The organism is Caballeronia sp. Sq4a (genome assembly GCF_023170545.1).
Taxonomy (GTDB): Bacteria; Pseudomonadota; Gammaproteobacteria; order Burkholderiales; family Burkholderiaceae; genus Caballeronia.
In genome coordinates, this window is the sequence record NZ_CP084254.1 from 59,111 (window position 1) to 74,900 (window position 15,790).

Consider the following 15,790-nt stretch of genomic DNA (forward strand, 5'->3'; position numbering starts at 1 on the left):
TTCCGTAGGTCCATCCACGCGAGTCAGCCTCGACGATATGCCCGCGCAACAACCAGTGCGTGAATGAATGCGCCGATCGTTGGCTTGACAATCAACAACGCACGACGACGCAACGGCACGCTCGACGCACTTCGGCCAACTGCACCGCCTGCACTTCACCAAAGTGGCCCGACGGCATTCACATCTAGGGCGGTGACTTTGTGTTTAAGGCGCGCGTGGTACGAATGGCGGTCGAGCTAGTCTTTTGAAGGAATACGCCGCGAAGCCGCACCCGTCTATCCAATTCGCAAAGTCATTGCCAATTTCATCATCTTCGCGTCGAGCTTTGCCAATACGTCATCTAGCTGAAGCGCTCTCTTCACTACGCCGTCTAGAACCACAGCTCCTTTCGTCGCCTTCAACGCCGAAAGAATGCGCGGTAAAGTTCAACGCCCTTGTCCGGTTTCTCACAGTGTCCGCCATTACATCACCAGACGATGCATCGCATTGAACTTGTATGGCGTTGCAACGTGCATTTGATCCGCAAACGCCTTGGCGTGGTCGCCTCACGTGCAACCAAAGACTTGATCTCGCTCACAGGCCTCCTTGCATTCCTTGTTCGACAACGAGAATGCGCGTTACCGATAGCTCTTGGCCCTGGGCATCTTGCAAGCACGTTGCCTGGCGTACGTTTCGCCCTATCCGGCGATCACGGTGAGAGCCGGCCTAACATCTTAGTCAGCTTCGCTGATTAGCCCATTGGTGACGATTGCTTGGTCTGAGCAACAGCGGCGCAACGCCTTACCGGCTGTCCACCGGAAGACGGTCAGCGTCCCTGTGCACCTTGGGACCGCTGCCGGTTTGTCGTGAAGCGTCAAGCGGACGCGTTTGGAACCATCGAGCCCGGCGGCCGTGGGCTGGCCCCCGCAAAAGCCGGACATCTGGTGACGCTTAAATTTTGAGGTAGTCTTCTGCCTATGTTTAAGCCTAGTCACAACGTGGAACATCTAGAAGTTCTGACCCAGCCTGAGCAGCGCCGCCGGCGCTCAGTTGATGAGAAACTCGCGATAGTTCGCGAGACATTCGAGCCCGGTGCAACCGTTTCTGGTGTCGCTCGCCGGCATCAAGTAAATGCCAACCAAGTCTTCGGCTGGCGCAAGCTCTATCAGGACGGGAGCCTATCGGCGGTCAGTGCCGGCGAGCAGGTTGTACCCGCATCCGACCTAGCCGAAGCGATGAAGCAGATTCGCGAGTTGCAGCGATTGCTTGGAAAGAAGACGATGGAGGTAGAAATCCTCCGTGAAGCAGTGGAGTATGGTCGAGCAAAAAAATTGACTGCGCGCTCACCATTGCTGCCGGGGGACGACCGTTGAAGACGGTCTGTGAAGTCCTGGGTGTGTCGCGCTCGAATCTAGCAGTCAAGTCGAAGCGGTCTGCTGATTGGATTGACCGGCGCAAGATGCCCGTCCTCGACGACACGGCGCTTGTCGCTGAACTTCAGGAGCTGTTAGGCGGTGTGCCGACATATGGATACCGACGTGCTTGGGCGCTGCTGAGGCGAAGCCGGGACGCGCTGGCTCAACCGCGCGTCAATGCAAAGCGGGTGTATCGAGTGATGCGTCGCCACGGCCTGCTGCTGGAACGTCGCCCTCGTCACGTCTCATCTACGCGTCGGCATGACGGCAAGGTCGCGGTGGATAGCAGCAACAGCCGCTGGTGCTCGGATGGCTTCGAATTCCGCTGCGATGACGGTGTCCCATTGCGTGTCGTCTTCGCACTCGACTGTTGTGACCGCGAAGCCATGAGTTGGGCTGCAAGCACAGGGGGCTACACTGGCGACATGGTGCGTGACGTCATGCTTCAAGCCGTCGAAAGGCGCTTCGCCGGCGCGTTGAAGGCTGAAAGCGAAGTCGAGTGGTTAAGCGACAATGGTTCCTGCTACATTGCCGACGACACATTAAAGTTCTCTCGGAAAATCGGACTGAAGCCGGTCACGACGCCAGTCAGAAGCCCGCAAAGCAACGGGATGGCCGAGAGTTTCGTTAAAACGATGAAGCGTGATTACGTATCGTGGATGCCGAAACCCGACGCCAGGACGGCGCTGCAAAACCTGGCTATCGCGTTTGAGCACTATAACGAGTCACACCCGCACAGTGCCCTGAAATACCGCTCGCCGCGTGAGTTTCGTCGGCAAGCAGTTTCTCCAACCTAAGTGTGACCGGGTGTCCGGTTATGCGGGGGCAAGTCCAGGCCGCAGCTGCGCATCATCAGATCGGTCGGGAATGATGGTATGCGCTGGATCGCGCACATTGCCTGCGCACGTGCCGTATCGTCGGGCACTACAACGCCAGTAACGCGATCGCGCTTGACTGCGTCCTTCACCTTTTCGAGCTTGATAGCGCACAGCGCATTCTTAGCCGCCAAGTCGATATTCGATGGGAAAGTTTGAAGGTTCAACCGGTAGTGTTTGCAGTCAACGCAGAGCTTCATCTTGACCTTCCTCGCCGACAGAGATTTCGCCCACCTGGGTGCGTCCCGACACTGTGCCTCATAGTGCGGCGAATGTCGAATTACTCTACTCGTGGCGCTAAAGCAATCCTTTCTGGAGCGCACGAGACGTTTCTGCGTCCACACGAGAGTGACGCCTAACGTTAAGGGTTATTCGATGCCTGCCACCAATCACCCGCATGTGACGGTGCCTTTGCGCGTGTTGGCAAGCGTCGAATAAGCCCGATGGAGGAAACTGCGGAATGCCCCACTGCGATTAGAGGGTTCGCGGCGATGGCGATTGGTAGACCGGGATGGTCAGTGGTGCCGGATGCGGCACGCTCAGGCGGGGTGCGGGAGGGACGCTGACGCCGTGACGAAGCGGTTCAGTCGTGCACTCGCGATGATGAAGCGGACGTGCGAAGCGCTTCACGTAGCGACACGCGCAGGCTCCCACCTGTCGAATACTCACGTCGTCTTGACACTGCCCGCGCCAGTGAGTGCCCGCCGACGTCGCCGGGGGTTGCACCTTGCGCGATACACTGCTGAAGTGCCACGCCGCGGAGCGAAAAATGGACATTCGGCCACTTCACACTGAGAATGACTATCGGGCAGCGCTGGTAGAAGTGTCGGCGCTTGTTGACCGAGACCCCGAAACTGGCACCCCGGAGGGCGACAAGCTGGAGGTCTTGAGCATTCTTGTGGAGTATTACGAGCGCGGCTTTAGCGCCGCTCTTCGCGAGGCGCAGGCGCTGAAGGAGTCCGGGGATGCTTGCGCTCTGCCGTGCGACGAGTTCGCAACTGGCCAAATCGAGGCTTTGAAGGGAGTGATTCGCAATCCAGGTCAGCCCGTCTCAGTCGAAGACATGAATCCCGCCACTGTTAGCAGCTGCGACAACCTAACCGATGCCGCTCGGCCGAGTGCTCAAATAGGCCAAGTGGACCTTGTCTTGCGGCGCTTGCAGCAGAACATGAACGACAAAACCCGGCGCGATCCACCGCCGGCGGTTGAAGCGGATGACTGGATCGTCACATGGAATCTGGGGGACGAAATCAGCCAGCCGAGCGTAAGGACGTGGGTCCCCAAAGCAGAATATTTTGCATTCCAGGCGCTACGTTCTTTCTACCACGGAGCCGGTGATCACGCCTACCGCGTATTGAGAATGCAAGCTCTAGCGGATAAGGTGTTCGACGATCGCCTCGCGGCCATGCTATGGCTTTTAGCTGCCACACCGCAACTGGATGGCATCCGGCCGATTGATGCGCTTGCGACAGAGCGCGGCCACGACCGTGTGCGTGCCCTGCTCCAGTGCCTTGCACGCGGCAGCGAGTGAAGATTAGATGCGGAGCAAACAAGCACCATGGCTCGGCTGGTGAACTGGCCAATGTGCTGATATTGGCATTGGGGACGGTCGGGGATTGATTGCGGTTGTTAAGGCCATTGCTGGGCTATGCTGCACCTGACGGCGATCCACGAATGACACAACGCGGCGGCATTCTGCATCGGATACTCGCCCTATCCGTTGGAACGGCGGCCGTCTCTTTTCGTTTAGCTAACGCGCGTGTCGCCGCACGAGAGCATCTATCACTTGCTGGCGACCACGACCGCGACTAATCAGCATGCCTTAAGCGCTGGGATACGACTATGCATCGGTGACAAGGCGGTGATTTCGTGTATGGTTTCGAGCCCAGGCTTGGCATAAGATGCTGGAGATTGTGTTCGACTTATCGGAATTTACCCCTCGCCTTGCGCCGATGCAAAACTGTCCGAACCTCAATTTTCAAGAGGAAGACCGTGACTTTCAAAAAACCAAGCTCAGATTGGCTATCGCTGGCCGACGCGTTAGCACAGCCCAGCGAACAGGAAATCGCTGCTGACTTCGATGTTCCACGCGCTGACATCCGATGTACGGCGGCTGAATTAGACGCGACTGGGAAGAGCCTTGGAACGAGCGTCGCAAATTACATCGCAAAACTAGCGGAACAGCACGGCGTGGAGTACGTCGAAACCGGCAACTCCGCTTTGGCAAGAGTGATTACTTCTCTAAGCGACGACGACATGCCTGTTGGCGGACCTGACAGAACGGAAAAATTGGTGATTGCGTTGCGTAAGGCGAAGGTTATCAGCGGGCGAACGATGGTAGAACTGCTCGGCCAATATTTTGATGAATTGGACGCAGCTCCTGTCAAGCATAGGGATTAATTGCGTCAAAGCTTCCGCACTCACCTCACTCGGCGACATCTGAAACGTTATTGCAGACTGATTGCCTTCACGCTCTCACGAGTGGTGGGATGCTATACCGCCTATCGCCTATCGCCTATCGCGTTCGTGAGAAGCGCGCGTCGGGAGTGTCACGAACTCGCTGACGGCTTCAATTCTCGGGTCGACACTACCGATCACGCGGACTAAAACAGGACGTGGGACCACGAATCAGTCTTCGCGTAAATCCTTCGTGCCGTTTTCTTCATCGTCGACGTCTGCTGCGAATAGCGCACGACGCTTTCGGCCAGTAAACTGCTTGTGAAACGACTCAAGAAACCCCGCATATCGGCGCGAACCTACTATTGCCGCAGCGTCTTTGTCGAAAATCTCTGGCGTTGCCTGGAATACGAACCTCATTAATTGATCGACTTGCGCGATGAGTAACTGCACGTCATCCCCTACCCGTGCCGTCTCTTTCTGCGTCTGAATTGCCGTCGCATTCAGCCGCCGCTCAATCTCGCGAACCTCGTCCCGGAGTCCCTCTTCTCTAACGAACTGAGCGACGGCCTCGTTGATGAGTGCCGTCACGTTCGTTGACCGCCGTTCCGCAATTTCGCGCAGCTGCTCTTGATGCGCGGGCTCTAAACGAACGGATGTGTGTGCTTTGGTCATTTCAAAGGCGCTTGAACTGGTGTGCGTCAATTGACGCACAAATTCGATCGGAAGGCGCGAAATGTAACACACTGCTAGCCCAATATCCACAAGGCTAAGCGCCGAAAATTGCGTCGCGCGAGCACACACTCTTTATGTTCCACTAGATGCAGTTTTCGGGTCTTACCTCAGCTTTTCCGGGAAAAGCTCTCGATAAATGCCCCAGTGTCGGGGTGGCCAGGCGCTCCGCGCCCTTCGGCCGATGCGAGAAACGGGGCCGGCGAGCCCAGCGGGGGAGCCGACGACGCCTTTTTTGCGCAAATTGGCTTGCTTCGAGGGGCCCGTCAACGTCTCGTCAACAGAACGTCAACGCTCGCAGAGTCAACCGTCAACGCTGCGTCAACTTAAAGCCAACGTATCGTCAACACCGGATGCCTCTTCGAAGCCCCTCGTCAACATTGCATCAAGGTCTTGTCAACACTCCGCTAGCGTTGTGTCAACGCATAAGATGACGATATCATCTGAACATTTGCACGTGAACATTTCGTCAACGTTGCGTCAACGTTCCGCTAACAGAGCGCCTATAAGATGAAAGACACCAAAGAGAGGGTCGGGCCGAGCCTCCAATTTACGATCACGTCGGCGGACCAATCGAAAGCTGGACGCGTGCGACAGCTTCTGGGCGAGATAGAAGCTGCGCACCAAAACGGCTTTAGCTACGACAAAATATTGGATGCTTTGAGGAAACAAGATCTTGAAATAACTAACGGTTCGCTTCGGCAAATGATGCTGCGGATCAGAAAAAAGAGACAAACGGCGACAACAGCAACCGCTCCGATAAAACAAGCGGCACATGAATCGGGGCAGAACGCCGCTCGTGCGGTTCCGGCAGTTCACGCGAGGAGCACGGAACTGAACCTGTCAAAAGATGGATATCGCAACCCGATGCCAACTTTCCAACGCGATGTGACCAAACGATTGAATCTGGACGAATAACGGGAGAATAAATGAGCACGACGATCGAAGTTAAAAATACTGTTAACCTGATCTTGCAAGGCAAGGGTGGTATCGGGAAGTCGTTCGTTAGTAAGATGCTTTTGGAATGGTTCGCAAAATCAGACGCTCGCGTCAAAGCGTTTGACCTGGACCAAGAGAACGCGACGCTTTCGCGTTATAAGGCGCTTGAAGCCGTTCATTTCAATGTCATGCGCTCGGACCATACTGTCGATCCCAAGCAGTTTGATAAGCTAATGGTTAACATAATGAAGTCACCAGTAGGTACGAATTTCGTTGTGGACACGGGCGCGAACACGTTCTCGCCGCTGATGGCGTATCTGATTCAAAATGGCGCTTTTGATGCTATTCGTGGCGCCGGAAGGATACCGATAATCCACTCGATTGTCGGTGGCGGCGACAATCTGCAGGACACGGCCGAAGGTTTCTACTCGGTTTCGGAATCAACCCGCGTGCCAAACGTCGAAACCGATGTTGAATTGGTAGTTTGGGAAAACGAGCACTTCGGTCCGCTTGTGACGACTGCGGGAAAGCACTTCGTAGAAACGACAGTGTTCAAGGCGTTCGCTGATCGCGTGAAAGCCAGAATTCTTGTCAAGGCGCGGCCGTCGGATACGTTCGGCGACGACATTCGCAAGATGAATACGGCTCGGCTCACTCTCAACGAGGTATTGGAAGGAACTGCCTTCAATGTGATGGAAAAGAATCGCATTAAGCGCGTGTATGGGGATGTGTTTCAACAACTCGATGCAGTAGCGTGGTAATCGTAGATTTGAGCGAAGCCGGTCCATCGTTACGAACATAAGGCGACCGGCGCAAAAGTTGGGCTTGCTAATCCTGTTGTCGATACCTCACTGGTGAACTCGGGCGTGCGAACCGGCGCGGCGGACCGTCCTGCTGTGGCGATCGGTGCGGGCACGGAAGCAGCGGCGCAGAAGCTTGCGGCTGCCGCGGTCGCGGAACGGGAAGCGACGGCTTCGGCACGTACTGACTCCAGCGACGCGGCGCGAAGCTTCGGCTGCGCTTCAAGCCAACGAGAACGAGTTGGCGCGCGCGCCGTTTCCACGAAGCCGGCGCTGGCCGTCTTGCGCGAGGTGGCTGGCAACGCTCGCAACAAGGCCTCATTTGATGGAAGTACCACCTGGCCGCGCTGCCCTGCGGCGGCGGTTGTTGCTCGCGGTAAGCGGCGTGATGGGCTCAATGCGGTCTCGCATCCCTGCTACATCCTACGCAGACGCCAAACGTCTTGTGCAAAGTCGTAGGCGTGCTGCTTTCCGCTGGCGAAAGCCATCCAGCGCTAATACGTGGGACGCCTTCTTAACACCGTTTCTTCAAGACCGGGGCCATCAACCGGGCGCGGGACCGCAAGCGGAAGTCTGGCTTGCTCACTCGTGGCGCCGACCGAGCATCATCTATAAAAGTCCACCAACGAATATTGACGCCGGTACAGGCCCGTCTCTCGGCCAAGAAGTTCTTCGATCAAAGCAGTTCGATATTGAATGTAGATCGACGACGCCTTGGGCTCGTTCTGTTTATTAAGTCTTGCTTGCGCCATTGAGATCGAGAAAGCAAGCATCGCCGGCCCTGTGCGAAGACCCTCGCCATTCAGCGTACCCGTTTTATACAAACCGTGGAGCGCGTCTCTGACCAATATTTTTAACCACTCGTCCGACAGATTTTGAGGGATCGCCGCGTCAGGGCCCCAGCCTACGACTTCTCGTTGCAGCCTTTCCAAAAGATCATCGTCCATCGCCGGTGGCAATTCCCGAGCTGACCGGTGCACCATTGCGCCTCCATGGGTCGTAAATGCCGTGGTCTTGCATGCATAGTACCGGGAATATACGCGCATGCAAAGAGTCTCTGGCGCTTTAGACGAAACTGGGTACTTGCTTGCCTTGGGTAGGGCCATCCGAGCGCTTAGGGCTGACGTTGGGCTCTCCCAGGAAGGGTTAGCTCACGCTGCTAAGATTGACCGCAGTCACATGGGCAAAATCGAACGCGGTGAGCGCAACGTCACCATTCTTAATGTCGTCCGAATCTGTTCGGTCTTGCGCTGTTCCGTCTCTGAGTTGACGGGGCGAGCAGACGCAATCCTCGCTGACGACGCAGTCGCAGCCTCCGAGCGATAGGCCGTTGTCATCGTCTGCTAGAGGAAACCGTTCCTCGGCGAGATTCCGCGTGTACTTTTCAATCGCGTTCGAAGTGCTGGTGCCGATCTAGGGAAGCGTGGCATCGAGACGCGCGCCATTTTTCGCGTCATCGGCAAGGTGGGGATGAAGCGAGGCATCAAGGTCGCCTATGCCGACCGCGGGTTCATGCTCAACACCACTATGAACGTCGGCCTTGGCGGCGTCATCTAGATGGATCGCGAGGCGTTTGTGGGTAGCGAGGTCGGGGGGCGAGCGCATGTGTTTGATGATTGAGCCGTTCACCACACTCTAATTCGCGAGCCGGCGTCGAACGCGGCTTGGCTGTCTCGTTTTCAGTCCCAGGCAAACAGGCCGGCGCTACGATTAGGCGGCCTGCTGCCAACGCAATTCAAGCCGATTCGATCGAAAGCAGGCTGCAAGACGGCTACGAGCCACAGCGATGCATGGTTAGAAGGAATCGGCGCCGTTAGGAGCAGAGCTGTGTTCTCTATCTGAGATTCTTTCTAAAAAAGAGCTAAAAACCTTCTCAAAACCTTCTAGCATTGGTCGACGCCACCTGTTTCTCCAATGTGATCAGACGCTTAGGTACGTTCAAGGGTGTATATCTGACTCGAATCGGGGAGTATCTGACTAACCTGAGTAAGCATTTGACTATCGTTAGTGCGCATCCGACTTAAAGGGGTGAGCATTCGACTATCGGCCTGTGGATAACAGGCATCTGCTCCTCTTACCTCTGAAATTGGCACATTTTTGTGCGCTCAGCAGGCCTGCAAACCCTGCGTTCCTCGCTGAAGGGTCGGTTGTTCGCCCGGTTGGTGACTATTTGACTTGATTTGGGGTGTGCTGGGTGGCTTTTGAAGTCGAATAGTCACCGTCGATTAAGGCGGTAGTGATCATTTGACTAGAGCCAAGCTGCGCTTGCGTTGGCCTTCGGATCAGCCGGTCCCGTCGCTCGATACCCGATCGGCGTTGGCGGTGAGCATTTGACCGCGAACCACCCTGACTTTGTCCGTTTCGTCGAGTTGCCACGATGAAAGGAACCCTACTTCCGTCAAGCGGTCCAGTGCGGCTTTGACGGCGCGGCGGAAGAACTTAATCTCAGCCATGCGAGATCCACATAGCTTATGGATCGTCTCAACTTTCATTGGATACGGATGTTGATTGGTTGAGTAGAAGGCATGCAGCCACTTCTCCAAAGGAGAAAGCTTGGTCCTTATTTGCCAATCGATACGTGTGTAATCGCCAGGTTTAAGCTGTGCCGCTACCTCGCTATTTATCTGCACCTTCCAAAACGTCACTTCGTCGAAACCGCCCTCTTGTGCGCCGGCGTACTTAAGCAAGAGTGGTCCGCCATAGACAACAGGGACACTGCTTTTCGTGCGGGAGCGAGTTACTTCTAGTGCGCATGCCGTCAAGCGACGTATGGTTTCCCGCAGTTCTACAAGGCTGCGAGAGTTTTGCGTCCAGCCAAGCATCTTTATCAGAGAACGGGCCTCAAACTCCACCCACTCCTGCCGATTGTCAACAGTGGCGCCGCGAGACAAATGGAGGATTTGCAAGTAGACGTCATAGTCGCGCTGCCGCAGTTCCTCGCCCGTGTACGTGATTTTGATGTGTTCGAGCGCATATATCGGCTTCGCCTTGAGATCCATACGCGCATCCCTCTGCCCGCAAGTGAATAGCGCGGATCGAACCAGATCGTGCAGCACGGGTCGATGATCTTCCGACCATAGCGGAATCTGGACACGCGTCGGTGGTCGCGGCGACTGTCGACTCGCGTTGCCCCTTCCGGCGAGCGATTTCTCTAGCCTTGCGACGATCTCAAGCGCTGTCTCTCTGGGCGCTACCTTCTCGGTTGCCTCTGAGGATCCAATAAATTCAGAGGAAATCAGACCTGGCGTTTTCTTTGTCATTTGCTTGGTTCCTCGGCTTCGATCAGGTATTCTAGTGCCGATTACTTTTTTCAAGTATAACAACAATTTCTAATCGGACGGACAATGATTGATCCTTTGCGCCCTGAATACACAATCGATGACATCGAGGATCAGGCCAATCGCGTAGCGGACGTCGTAGAGCGTGTTCGGAACAGCATCTTTTCGCCGGACTACATCAAGAAGCCCCCTACTTTCTCGGTCACGCAACTGGCTGCTCTTTGCCGCATCGATCGCAGCGCTCTAATGAGACGTGTTGCAAAGGGTGATCTTCCCGCCGGTAAGGAAATAAACAAATCCCGTCGCGATTTCACTTTGGCCGAAGCGCGGCGATGGGCGCGTGCTTATGGACGGTCGTATACGCGCGGACCAGAGGACCGGGCGGTAGTCGTAACCACCGGAAACAGCAAAGGCGGTGTAAGTAAGACGACTACAACGATGTGCATGGCACAGGGTCTGTCGCTTCTCGGATACCGCGTGTTGTGCATCGACTTGGATCCGCAGGGGTCACTTACGAGCCTTTGCGGCTACCTGCCAGATACTCAGGTTCAAGAGGAAGACACAATTTTGCCGTTGTGCGCCGGAGACGAGCTATCGCTTCGGTATGCAGTCAAGCCGACCTACTGGGATGGACTGGACGTCGTCGGTTGTAGCCCAGTGGCCTTCGCAGCGGAATTTCACATCCCGAGTCGACAGTCGAAGCGAGAGCCCGATTTTCGGTTCTATGACGTGCTCAACAAAGGACTGCAGGACCTTCGAGGGGAATATGACGTCATCTTAATCGACACCTCGCCAACGCTTTCGTACTTGTCACTTAACGCTTTCTTTGCCGCTGACGGGCTGATTATGCCAATACCGCCTCGCGGCATGGACTTCGCCAGTTCGAGCCAGTTCTGGACTCTCTTTTCAGGTTTGGCTTCCTCGATTGCCGAGCAAGCAGGTGCTGAAAAGACGTGGAAATTTATCGACGTGCTGCTTTGCATGACCGAGGGTCAGGGCAATGTAAACGAAAGCGTGGTGAGGGAGTGGGTGAAGGTTGCGTATGGGGACAAGCTGATGACAGGCGAAATTCCGAAGACAGTTGTATCGAGTTCGTCCGGGACCAAGTTTTCCACGGTCTACGACATAACGAAGTACACGGGTAGTGCCAAGACATATCAGACGGCGCGGGTTGCCTATGACGCAGCCGTTGACCAAGTAGAGAGTCAAATCCGACGTGTCTGGGTTGATTGAAGGAGTTAGCTGATGACAAGTAAGAAAGAGGAGGCGGCTCGGCTCGCCGCTGCGGCATTGGATCCGGCGCTCATGCCGCGCTTGGAACGTAGAACGCCGCGAATTGCGATGAACAGAGTCACGGATTTCACAGGCGAACTTGAAAAGGTTGAACGAGACCTGAACGAGGCGCAAAGGAGACTCGCGCTGCATGATGGGGCGCTCCCGACGCGGAAACTCTCACCGGAGTTAGTCAAAGCTTCGAAGTTTGCAAATCGGATCGATCGGTCGTTTGAAGGACCGTCATTCGAAGCTTTTAAGCAAGAGATCTTGGGCGCCGGCGGGAACGTGCAGCCGATCAAAGTGAGGCGAATTGGCCCTGAGAATTACGAAGTTGTGTTCGGGCACAGACGACATCGAGCGTGCTTGGAACTCGGGCTACAGGTGCTGGCAATGATTCAAGAGGACATGTCCGACAAGGATCTTTTCGAAGAGATGAGCAGGGAAAACGAACAGCGAAAAGACCTGTCCGCGTATGAGCTTGCCATGCATTACAGACGAGGAATTGATCTCAAGCTCTATCGAAATTGGTCTGAGATTGCAGCCGTGCTCGGGAAAACCAAGAGTTTGATGAGTCGCTACAGTGCACTTGCTGATCTGCCCGACACTGTGGTGAATGCCTTTCGGTCGCCAAGCGATATCCAACCGAAGTGGGCGGAGAAACTCAGGCAAGTCATTGATGTTGATTCCGACGCGGTGATGCGTGCAGCGAGAGCCGTTGCTGGAAAGTCCCTTCCACCCAAGGGAGTGTATGAGGCACTCATCAATCGCACGTCTCAGGAGTTCACCCGGGTGAACTTTTCATTCGGGACATGGCATGAGACTAACAAAAAGGCGACGATCGACATCGATAAAACTACCTTAGGCCCGGACAAGCTTGAATCGCTTCGGGTTTTCCTGGCATCGTTGCAGTCGGAAAGTTCACCCGGGTGAACTAGTTGTGCGCTCAGCAACTGTAGTTGCGTCTGCAATTCAGACTTTAGGACACCATTAGCTTGGTGGTGGCGCAGCCCGTCTAAATTTGCGAGGCGAGCGGTATTGCAGGGCTTGGTACGGGTGGCACTTATTGTAATGCTCGAGGCAGCGCCAGATGCGTGAGCGCCGCGCCACGTCGGGGGCTTGCCCTTGAAGGCGACGTAATCTTGCTTCATCGTCTTCACGAACCGCTCGGCCATGCGGTTCTCCTCTGCGGCGAACGAACCGGGGTCGTCAAAGGCTTTAGGCCTAACTCCCGAGCGAAGCTACGTGTGCGATGGTCAATATAGGCGGAGCCGTTGCCCGAGAGCCATTCAATGGTTGAGTTTGCCTGAGCCGTGTCGAAGCGTTGCTCGACCGCTGTGTGTAGATTGTCAATTACGATGGCCGCCCGTGTTGCCTCACGGAATAATGTTACTCCCGGGTAGTTGTCACGGTCCCGCCGTTTAGGGATGAAGTCTGGCGCTGCGTAGCGGCGCCAGACTTCATCGCGTCGCCGTCGCCGAGTATCCGCGTCACCAGCTCTCTGGCACGGTTCGATCGCCATGCCTTCACGCGGCGCTGCAAGGTGCGCAGTTGTGCGCTCGAATACATTGCGGGAGCCATTGCAGTGAGACGCTCATGGAGCTTTTGTGCCGTGATGCCGGGCTCTGTCTCGAGCCACTGCTGTATCTTCGGCCAGGTATGCTCGAATGGATCTTCCCGGGTGCGCCAGTCATGTGGGACGCGCGCTTTTCGGTGATGCGTCGGCCGAACCTCGCCGGCCTGCCACGCTGTTCCAAGACTTGCCAGAAAATCCGCGAGTGGGATTTGATCAGGTGTTGTAGCCTCCTTCTGCGCCACGCCCGAAACGCTGCATTCGGCGACGCGCTGTTGGGCTTCTCGCATTCGACGCAATAGGTCCAGTGGGTCGAGTGCCCTGAACCGGGTACGCAGTCGACGTTTAGTTGACTCCGGCACAGAAGGCGAACGCAGCACGCGCTCAAGCGGCGTTAAAGGCGCTTCATAGCGCTTCGTCACCTTGGCGCCGTGACGTGTCTTTGATTTCAGCTTGAACGACGGCTGGAAGAAGTTGATGTACAGCCGCGAAACCTCGTAAAGGGCGGCAAGTGTTTGCGTGGCTTCGAGGCCGCGTAACCGGCCATACCCGACGAGGCGGCGCACGACTGATCCGTTCTTCTGCTCGACCCACGCCTGGTCGTTTTTCTTGTATGCACGTGAGCGTGTCAGCTCGATGCCCGTTGCCTTGCAGAAGTCGAATACGGCCTCGTTCATGAAGGCAGTATCATTATCGCAATCCAGACCACGCAGTGGAAACGGCAGGGCACGGCTAACACTCTCGATGTGCTCCAGAACGAACGCCCCGCTGCGATACGGCATCGCCAGGCATTCGGTCCAGCCGGTCGCGATATCGGTCATCACGAAGCTGTGCACGAAGTCGCCGTCGATCTTGGTGCCACCACAGTGCTCGACGAAATCCACCTCGAAATAGCCGGGCAACGGATCGTTCCAGTCACAGAACGTGCGGATCGGCACCGCACGCCGGATTGCATTGCCGACTCCGCCAGCCCGCCGGCGTTGACCGCTGAAGGCTTGCTCGCGCACGTCCCGCAGCAGTCGGTCAATGGTGGCGGCACTGATCTGGTTTAGCCGTTGGCGAACCCGCCTCGGTAGCGTCAGGTGACCGTGCCGTGTCATGGAGTCGATCAGCGTCGGAATGAGCGCCTTCAGGCGCTTGCCGCAGATCCGGTCGGCAGCTTCCCACAGCGTGATCAACGCGGCCCGCACCTCGTCATCGTAGCGTCGCTGCGGACCGGGCTTCGCCCTCGACGGCTGCGGCTCCCGGCACAGCACACGGATGGCGTGCTTACGATGATAGCCCGTCAACTCAACGAATTCGTCCAAGATCTGACGCTTGTCGTTCCGGTCGGAGCGGCGGTGCCGCTCTCCAACTGCCTCGGTCAATTCCCGTCTTGTTGTCATGCTGAGCCGCCTCGTCATAAGTCGCCCCCGCCAGCCGTCTTACAGGTTGCAAAATACTTGAGGCAACGAGCCTAGCTCGGTAACAAAAAACCCGAGTCAATGCGCCGGCCAAGATAATTGTCGTTCTCTAGCTGTGAGCATCACATCACGCACAACGTTGCCGCTTTGGGCGCCAATTGTCGCTGCCCGACTGATGACCTCTCGGTCATGCAGTCCAATCGTAATGTCACGCGCAATGGCGAGCCATCTCGACAGCGCGCCGCGGTTATTGGTTTCATGAAATTGTTGCGCCCGCAGCGGTGTCTGCTCCAACGACGACGCGATTGCGGCCATCGGGCAAGCCTCCTCTTGGAGGCAAGCCTCCCCTTTGCTGGATCAAACGCAGGCGAGGCGGCCCGAGGACGACTACCTGAGCGCGTATCAGGCCTCTTTGCCAGGTCTACGCGCAGCAACGGCTAGAGATCTGGGATCGGACGCCGCACGTACGTCGATACCATCGCGTAGTGACGGTGCGCAAAGGGGAAAAAGCGCGGCCGGAGCTGGGGCCGAACTATTGCGGGACGTTGCGTGGAGCCCAGTTAAGACGCCGGAGTTAGTAGGCTTTGCTTCGCCCCTTTTTAAGTCCATTACTTTTGAAGAAGCGTCAGTTACGGCCGCCCGACTTTCTGAGCCGTTCAGACGCTCATTGTGCTCTAGCGATTAATCGACGGCGTTCGAGCATTGCAGTTCAAGGCCTCTCTTAAGAACCTCAAAAACAATCTTTCTCCCCGTACCGCATTGCGCCTGCGCGCGAGCGTCGTGAGGCGACCTTCCTGAGCGTGAGCGGATACGCCGCGCCGATATGTGATCCGCTATGGCCAGCATGCGTTGTGCATAGACTAACGTCAGCGCTGAGCGTCGCTTTAGTTCGGTGGCTTGCCGATGTCCTGAGACCAGACGCCAATACGCGTCGGACGCACGCCCGAGTTTAGACAATAGGGGGGTTGACCGCCCTCGGCGACGCGCAGTCGCGCGATGTCGAAGCCGCCGTAGGCGGCGACGGAGTAGTCCGGCCAGCGTTCGTCAGGCTGGAGACAACAGTAGGGTGCTCTGTCGTCTAGTGTCATGGTTGCCTTTCGTCGGAACGGGCCCTCTTCGTCTTCGTG

At 56.3% G+C, this 15,790-nt stretch carries 13 protein-coding genes and 2 pseudogenes; 9 read left to right on the plus strand and 6 right to left on the minus strand.

What is annotated here, in order from left to right; translation table 11 throughout:
- Positions 1 to 956: 956 nt before the first annotated feature.
- From LDZ24_RS27895 to LDZ24_RS27910, 4 genes and pseudogenes are all read left to right on the plus strand, one after another.
- Positions 957 to 2,191, plus strand: a protein-coding gene (locus tag LDZ24_RS27895; RefSeq protein ID WP_248324856.1) for an IS3 family transposase whose coding sequence is annotated in 2 segments (ribosomal slippage) — positions 957 to 1,311 and positions 1,311 to 2,191 — 1,236 coding nt in all. Because the reading frame shifts where the segments join, the coding sequence is not laid out codon by codon here.
- 847 nt (positions 2,192 to 3,038) lie between these two features.
- A pseudogene (locus LDZ24_RS27900) lies at positions 3,039 to 3,182 on the plus strand (transcriptional regulator); the annotation flags it as partial.
- A 447-nt stretch (positions 3,183 to 3,629) separates the two neighbouring features.
- Positions 3,630 to 3,800, plus strand: coding sequence for an Rv2175c family DNA-binding protein (locus tag LDZ24_RS27905; RefSeq protein WP_256465448.1), 171 nt, complete (start codon positions 3,630 to 3,632; stop codon positions 3,798 to 3,800).
- Between the two features lie 461 nt (positions 3,801 to 4,261).
- On the plus strand, positions 4,262 to 4,669 hold the full coding sequence (locus LDZ24_RS27910; protein ID WP_248324858.1) for a hypothetical protein: 408 nt from the start codon (positions 4,262 to 4,264) through the stop codon (positions 4,667 to 4,669).
- 228 nt (positions 4,670 to 4,897) lie between these two features.
- On the opposite strand, the gene LDZ24_RS27915 is transcribed toward LDZ24_RS27910, so the two are convergent.
- A complete protein-coding gene (locus LDZ24_RS27915; protein WP_248324860.1) occupies positions 4,898 to 5,341 on the minus strand; it encodes a ribbon-helix-helix domain-containing protein in 444 nt (147 codons plus the stop codon).
- A 567-nt stretch (positions 5,342 to 5,908) separates the two neighbouring features.
- Here LDZ24_RS27915 and LDZ24_RS27920 point away from each other — a divergent pair.
- Together LDZ24_RS27920 and LDZ24_RS27925 are read left to right on the plus strand one after the other, a co-directional pair.
- Positions 5,909 to 6,316, plus strand: coding sequence for a hypothetical protein (locus tag LDZ24_RS27920; protein WP_248324862.1), 408 nt, complete (start codon positions 5,909 to 5,911; stop codon positions 6,314 to 6,316).
- Positions 6,317 to 6,327: 11 nt separating this feature from the next.
- On the plus strand, positions 6,328 to 7,098 hold the full coding sequence (locus LDZ24_RS27925; RefSeq protein WP_248324864.1) for a hypothetical protein: 771 nt from the start codon (positions 6,328 to 6,330) through the stop codon (positions 7,096 to 7,098).
- 644 nt (positions 7,099 to 7,742) lie between these two features.
- Here LDZ24_RS27925 and LDZ24_RS27930 read toward each other — a convergent pair.
- Entirely contained in the window at positions 7,743 to 8,120 is a 378-nt protein-coding gene (locus tag LDZ24_RS27930; protein ID WP_248324866.1) for a hypothetical protein, read from the minus strand.
- Positions 8,121 to 8,181: 61 nt separating this feature from the next.
- On the opposite strand from LDZ24_RS27930, the gene LDZ24_RS27935 reads away from it, so the two are divergent.
- Entirely contained in the window at positions 8,182 to 8,463 is a 282-nt protein-coding gene (locus LDZ24_RS27935) for a helix-turn-helix domain-containing protein (protein ID WP_248324868.1), read from the plus strand.
- Between the two features lie 956 nt (positions 8,464 to 9,419).
- Here LDZ24_RS27935 and trfA read toward each other — a convergent pair.
- The gene (trfA, locus tag LDZ24_RS27940; protein ID WP_248324870.1) at positions 9,420 to 10,397 is read right to left on the minus strand and encodes a plasmid replication initiator TrfA; all 978 of its coding nucleotides are present in this window, start codon (positions 10,395 to 10,397) and stop codon (positions 9,420 to 9,422) included.
- Positions 10,398 to 10,481: 84 nt separating this feature from the next.
- Between trfA and LDZ24_RS27945 the strand changes: the two genes are divergently transcribed.
- Both LDZ24_RS27945 and LDZ24_RS27950 read left to right on the plus strand, forming a co-directional pair.
- The gene (locus LDZ24_RS27945; protein WP_248324872.1) at positions 10,482 to 11,648 is read left to right on the plus strand and encodes an AAA family ATPase; all 1,167 of its coding nucleotides are present in this window, start codon (positions 10,482 to 10,484) and stop codon (positions 11,646 to 11,648) included.
- Positions 11,649 to 11,660: 12 nt separating this feature from the next.
- A complete protein-coding gene (locus LDZ24_RS27950) occupies positions 11,661 to 12,620 on the plus strand; it encodes a ParB/RepB/Spo0J family partition protein (protein ID WP_248324874.1) in 960 nt (319 codons plus the stop codon).
- A 57-nt stretch (positions 12,621 to 12,677) separates the two neighbouring features.
- On the opposite strand, the pseudogene LDZ24_RS27955 reads toward LDZ24_RS27950, so the two are convergent.
- The 3 genes and pseudogenes from LDZ24_RS27955 to LDZ24_RS28250 all read right to left on the minus strand — a co-directional run.
- Positions 12,678 to 13,047: pseudogene (locus LDZ24_RS27955) on the minus strand (integrase core domain-containing protein); the annotation flags it as partial.
- Between the two features lie 29 nt (positions 13,048 to 13,076).
- Complete coding sequence (locus LDZ24_RS27960) at positions 13,077 to 14,663, minus strand: transposase (RefSeq protein WP_248324876.1); 1,587 nt, start codon at positions 14,661 to 14,663, stop codon at positions 13,077 to 13,079.
- A gap of 78 nt (positions 14,664 to 14,741) precedes the next feature.
- Entirely contained in the window at positions 14,742 to 14,978 is a 237-nt protein-coding gene (locus tag LDZ24_RS28250; protein WP_371747517.1) for a hypothetical protein, read from the minus strand.
- Positions 14,979 to 15,790 lie beyond the last annotated feature (812 nt).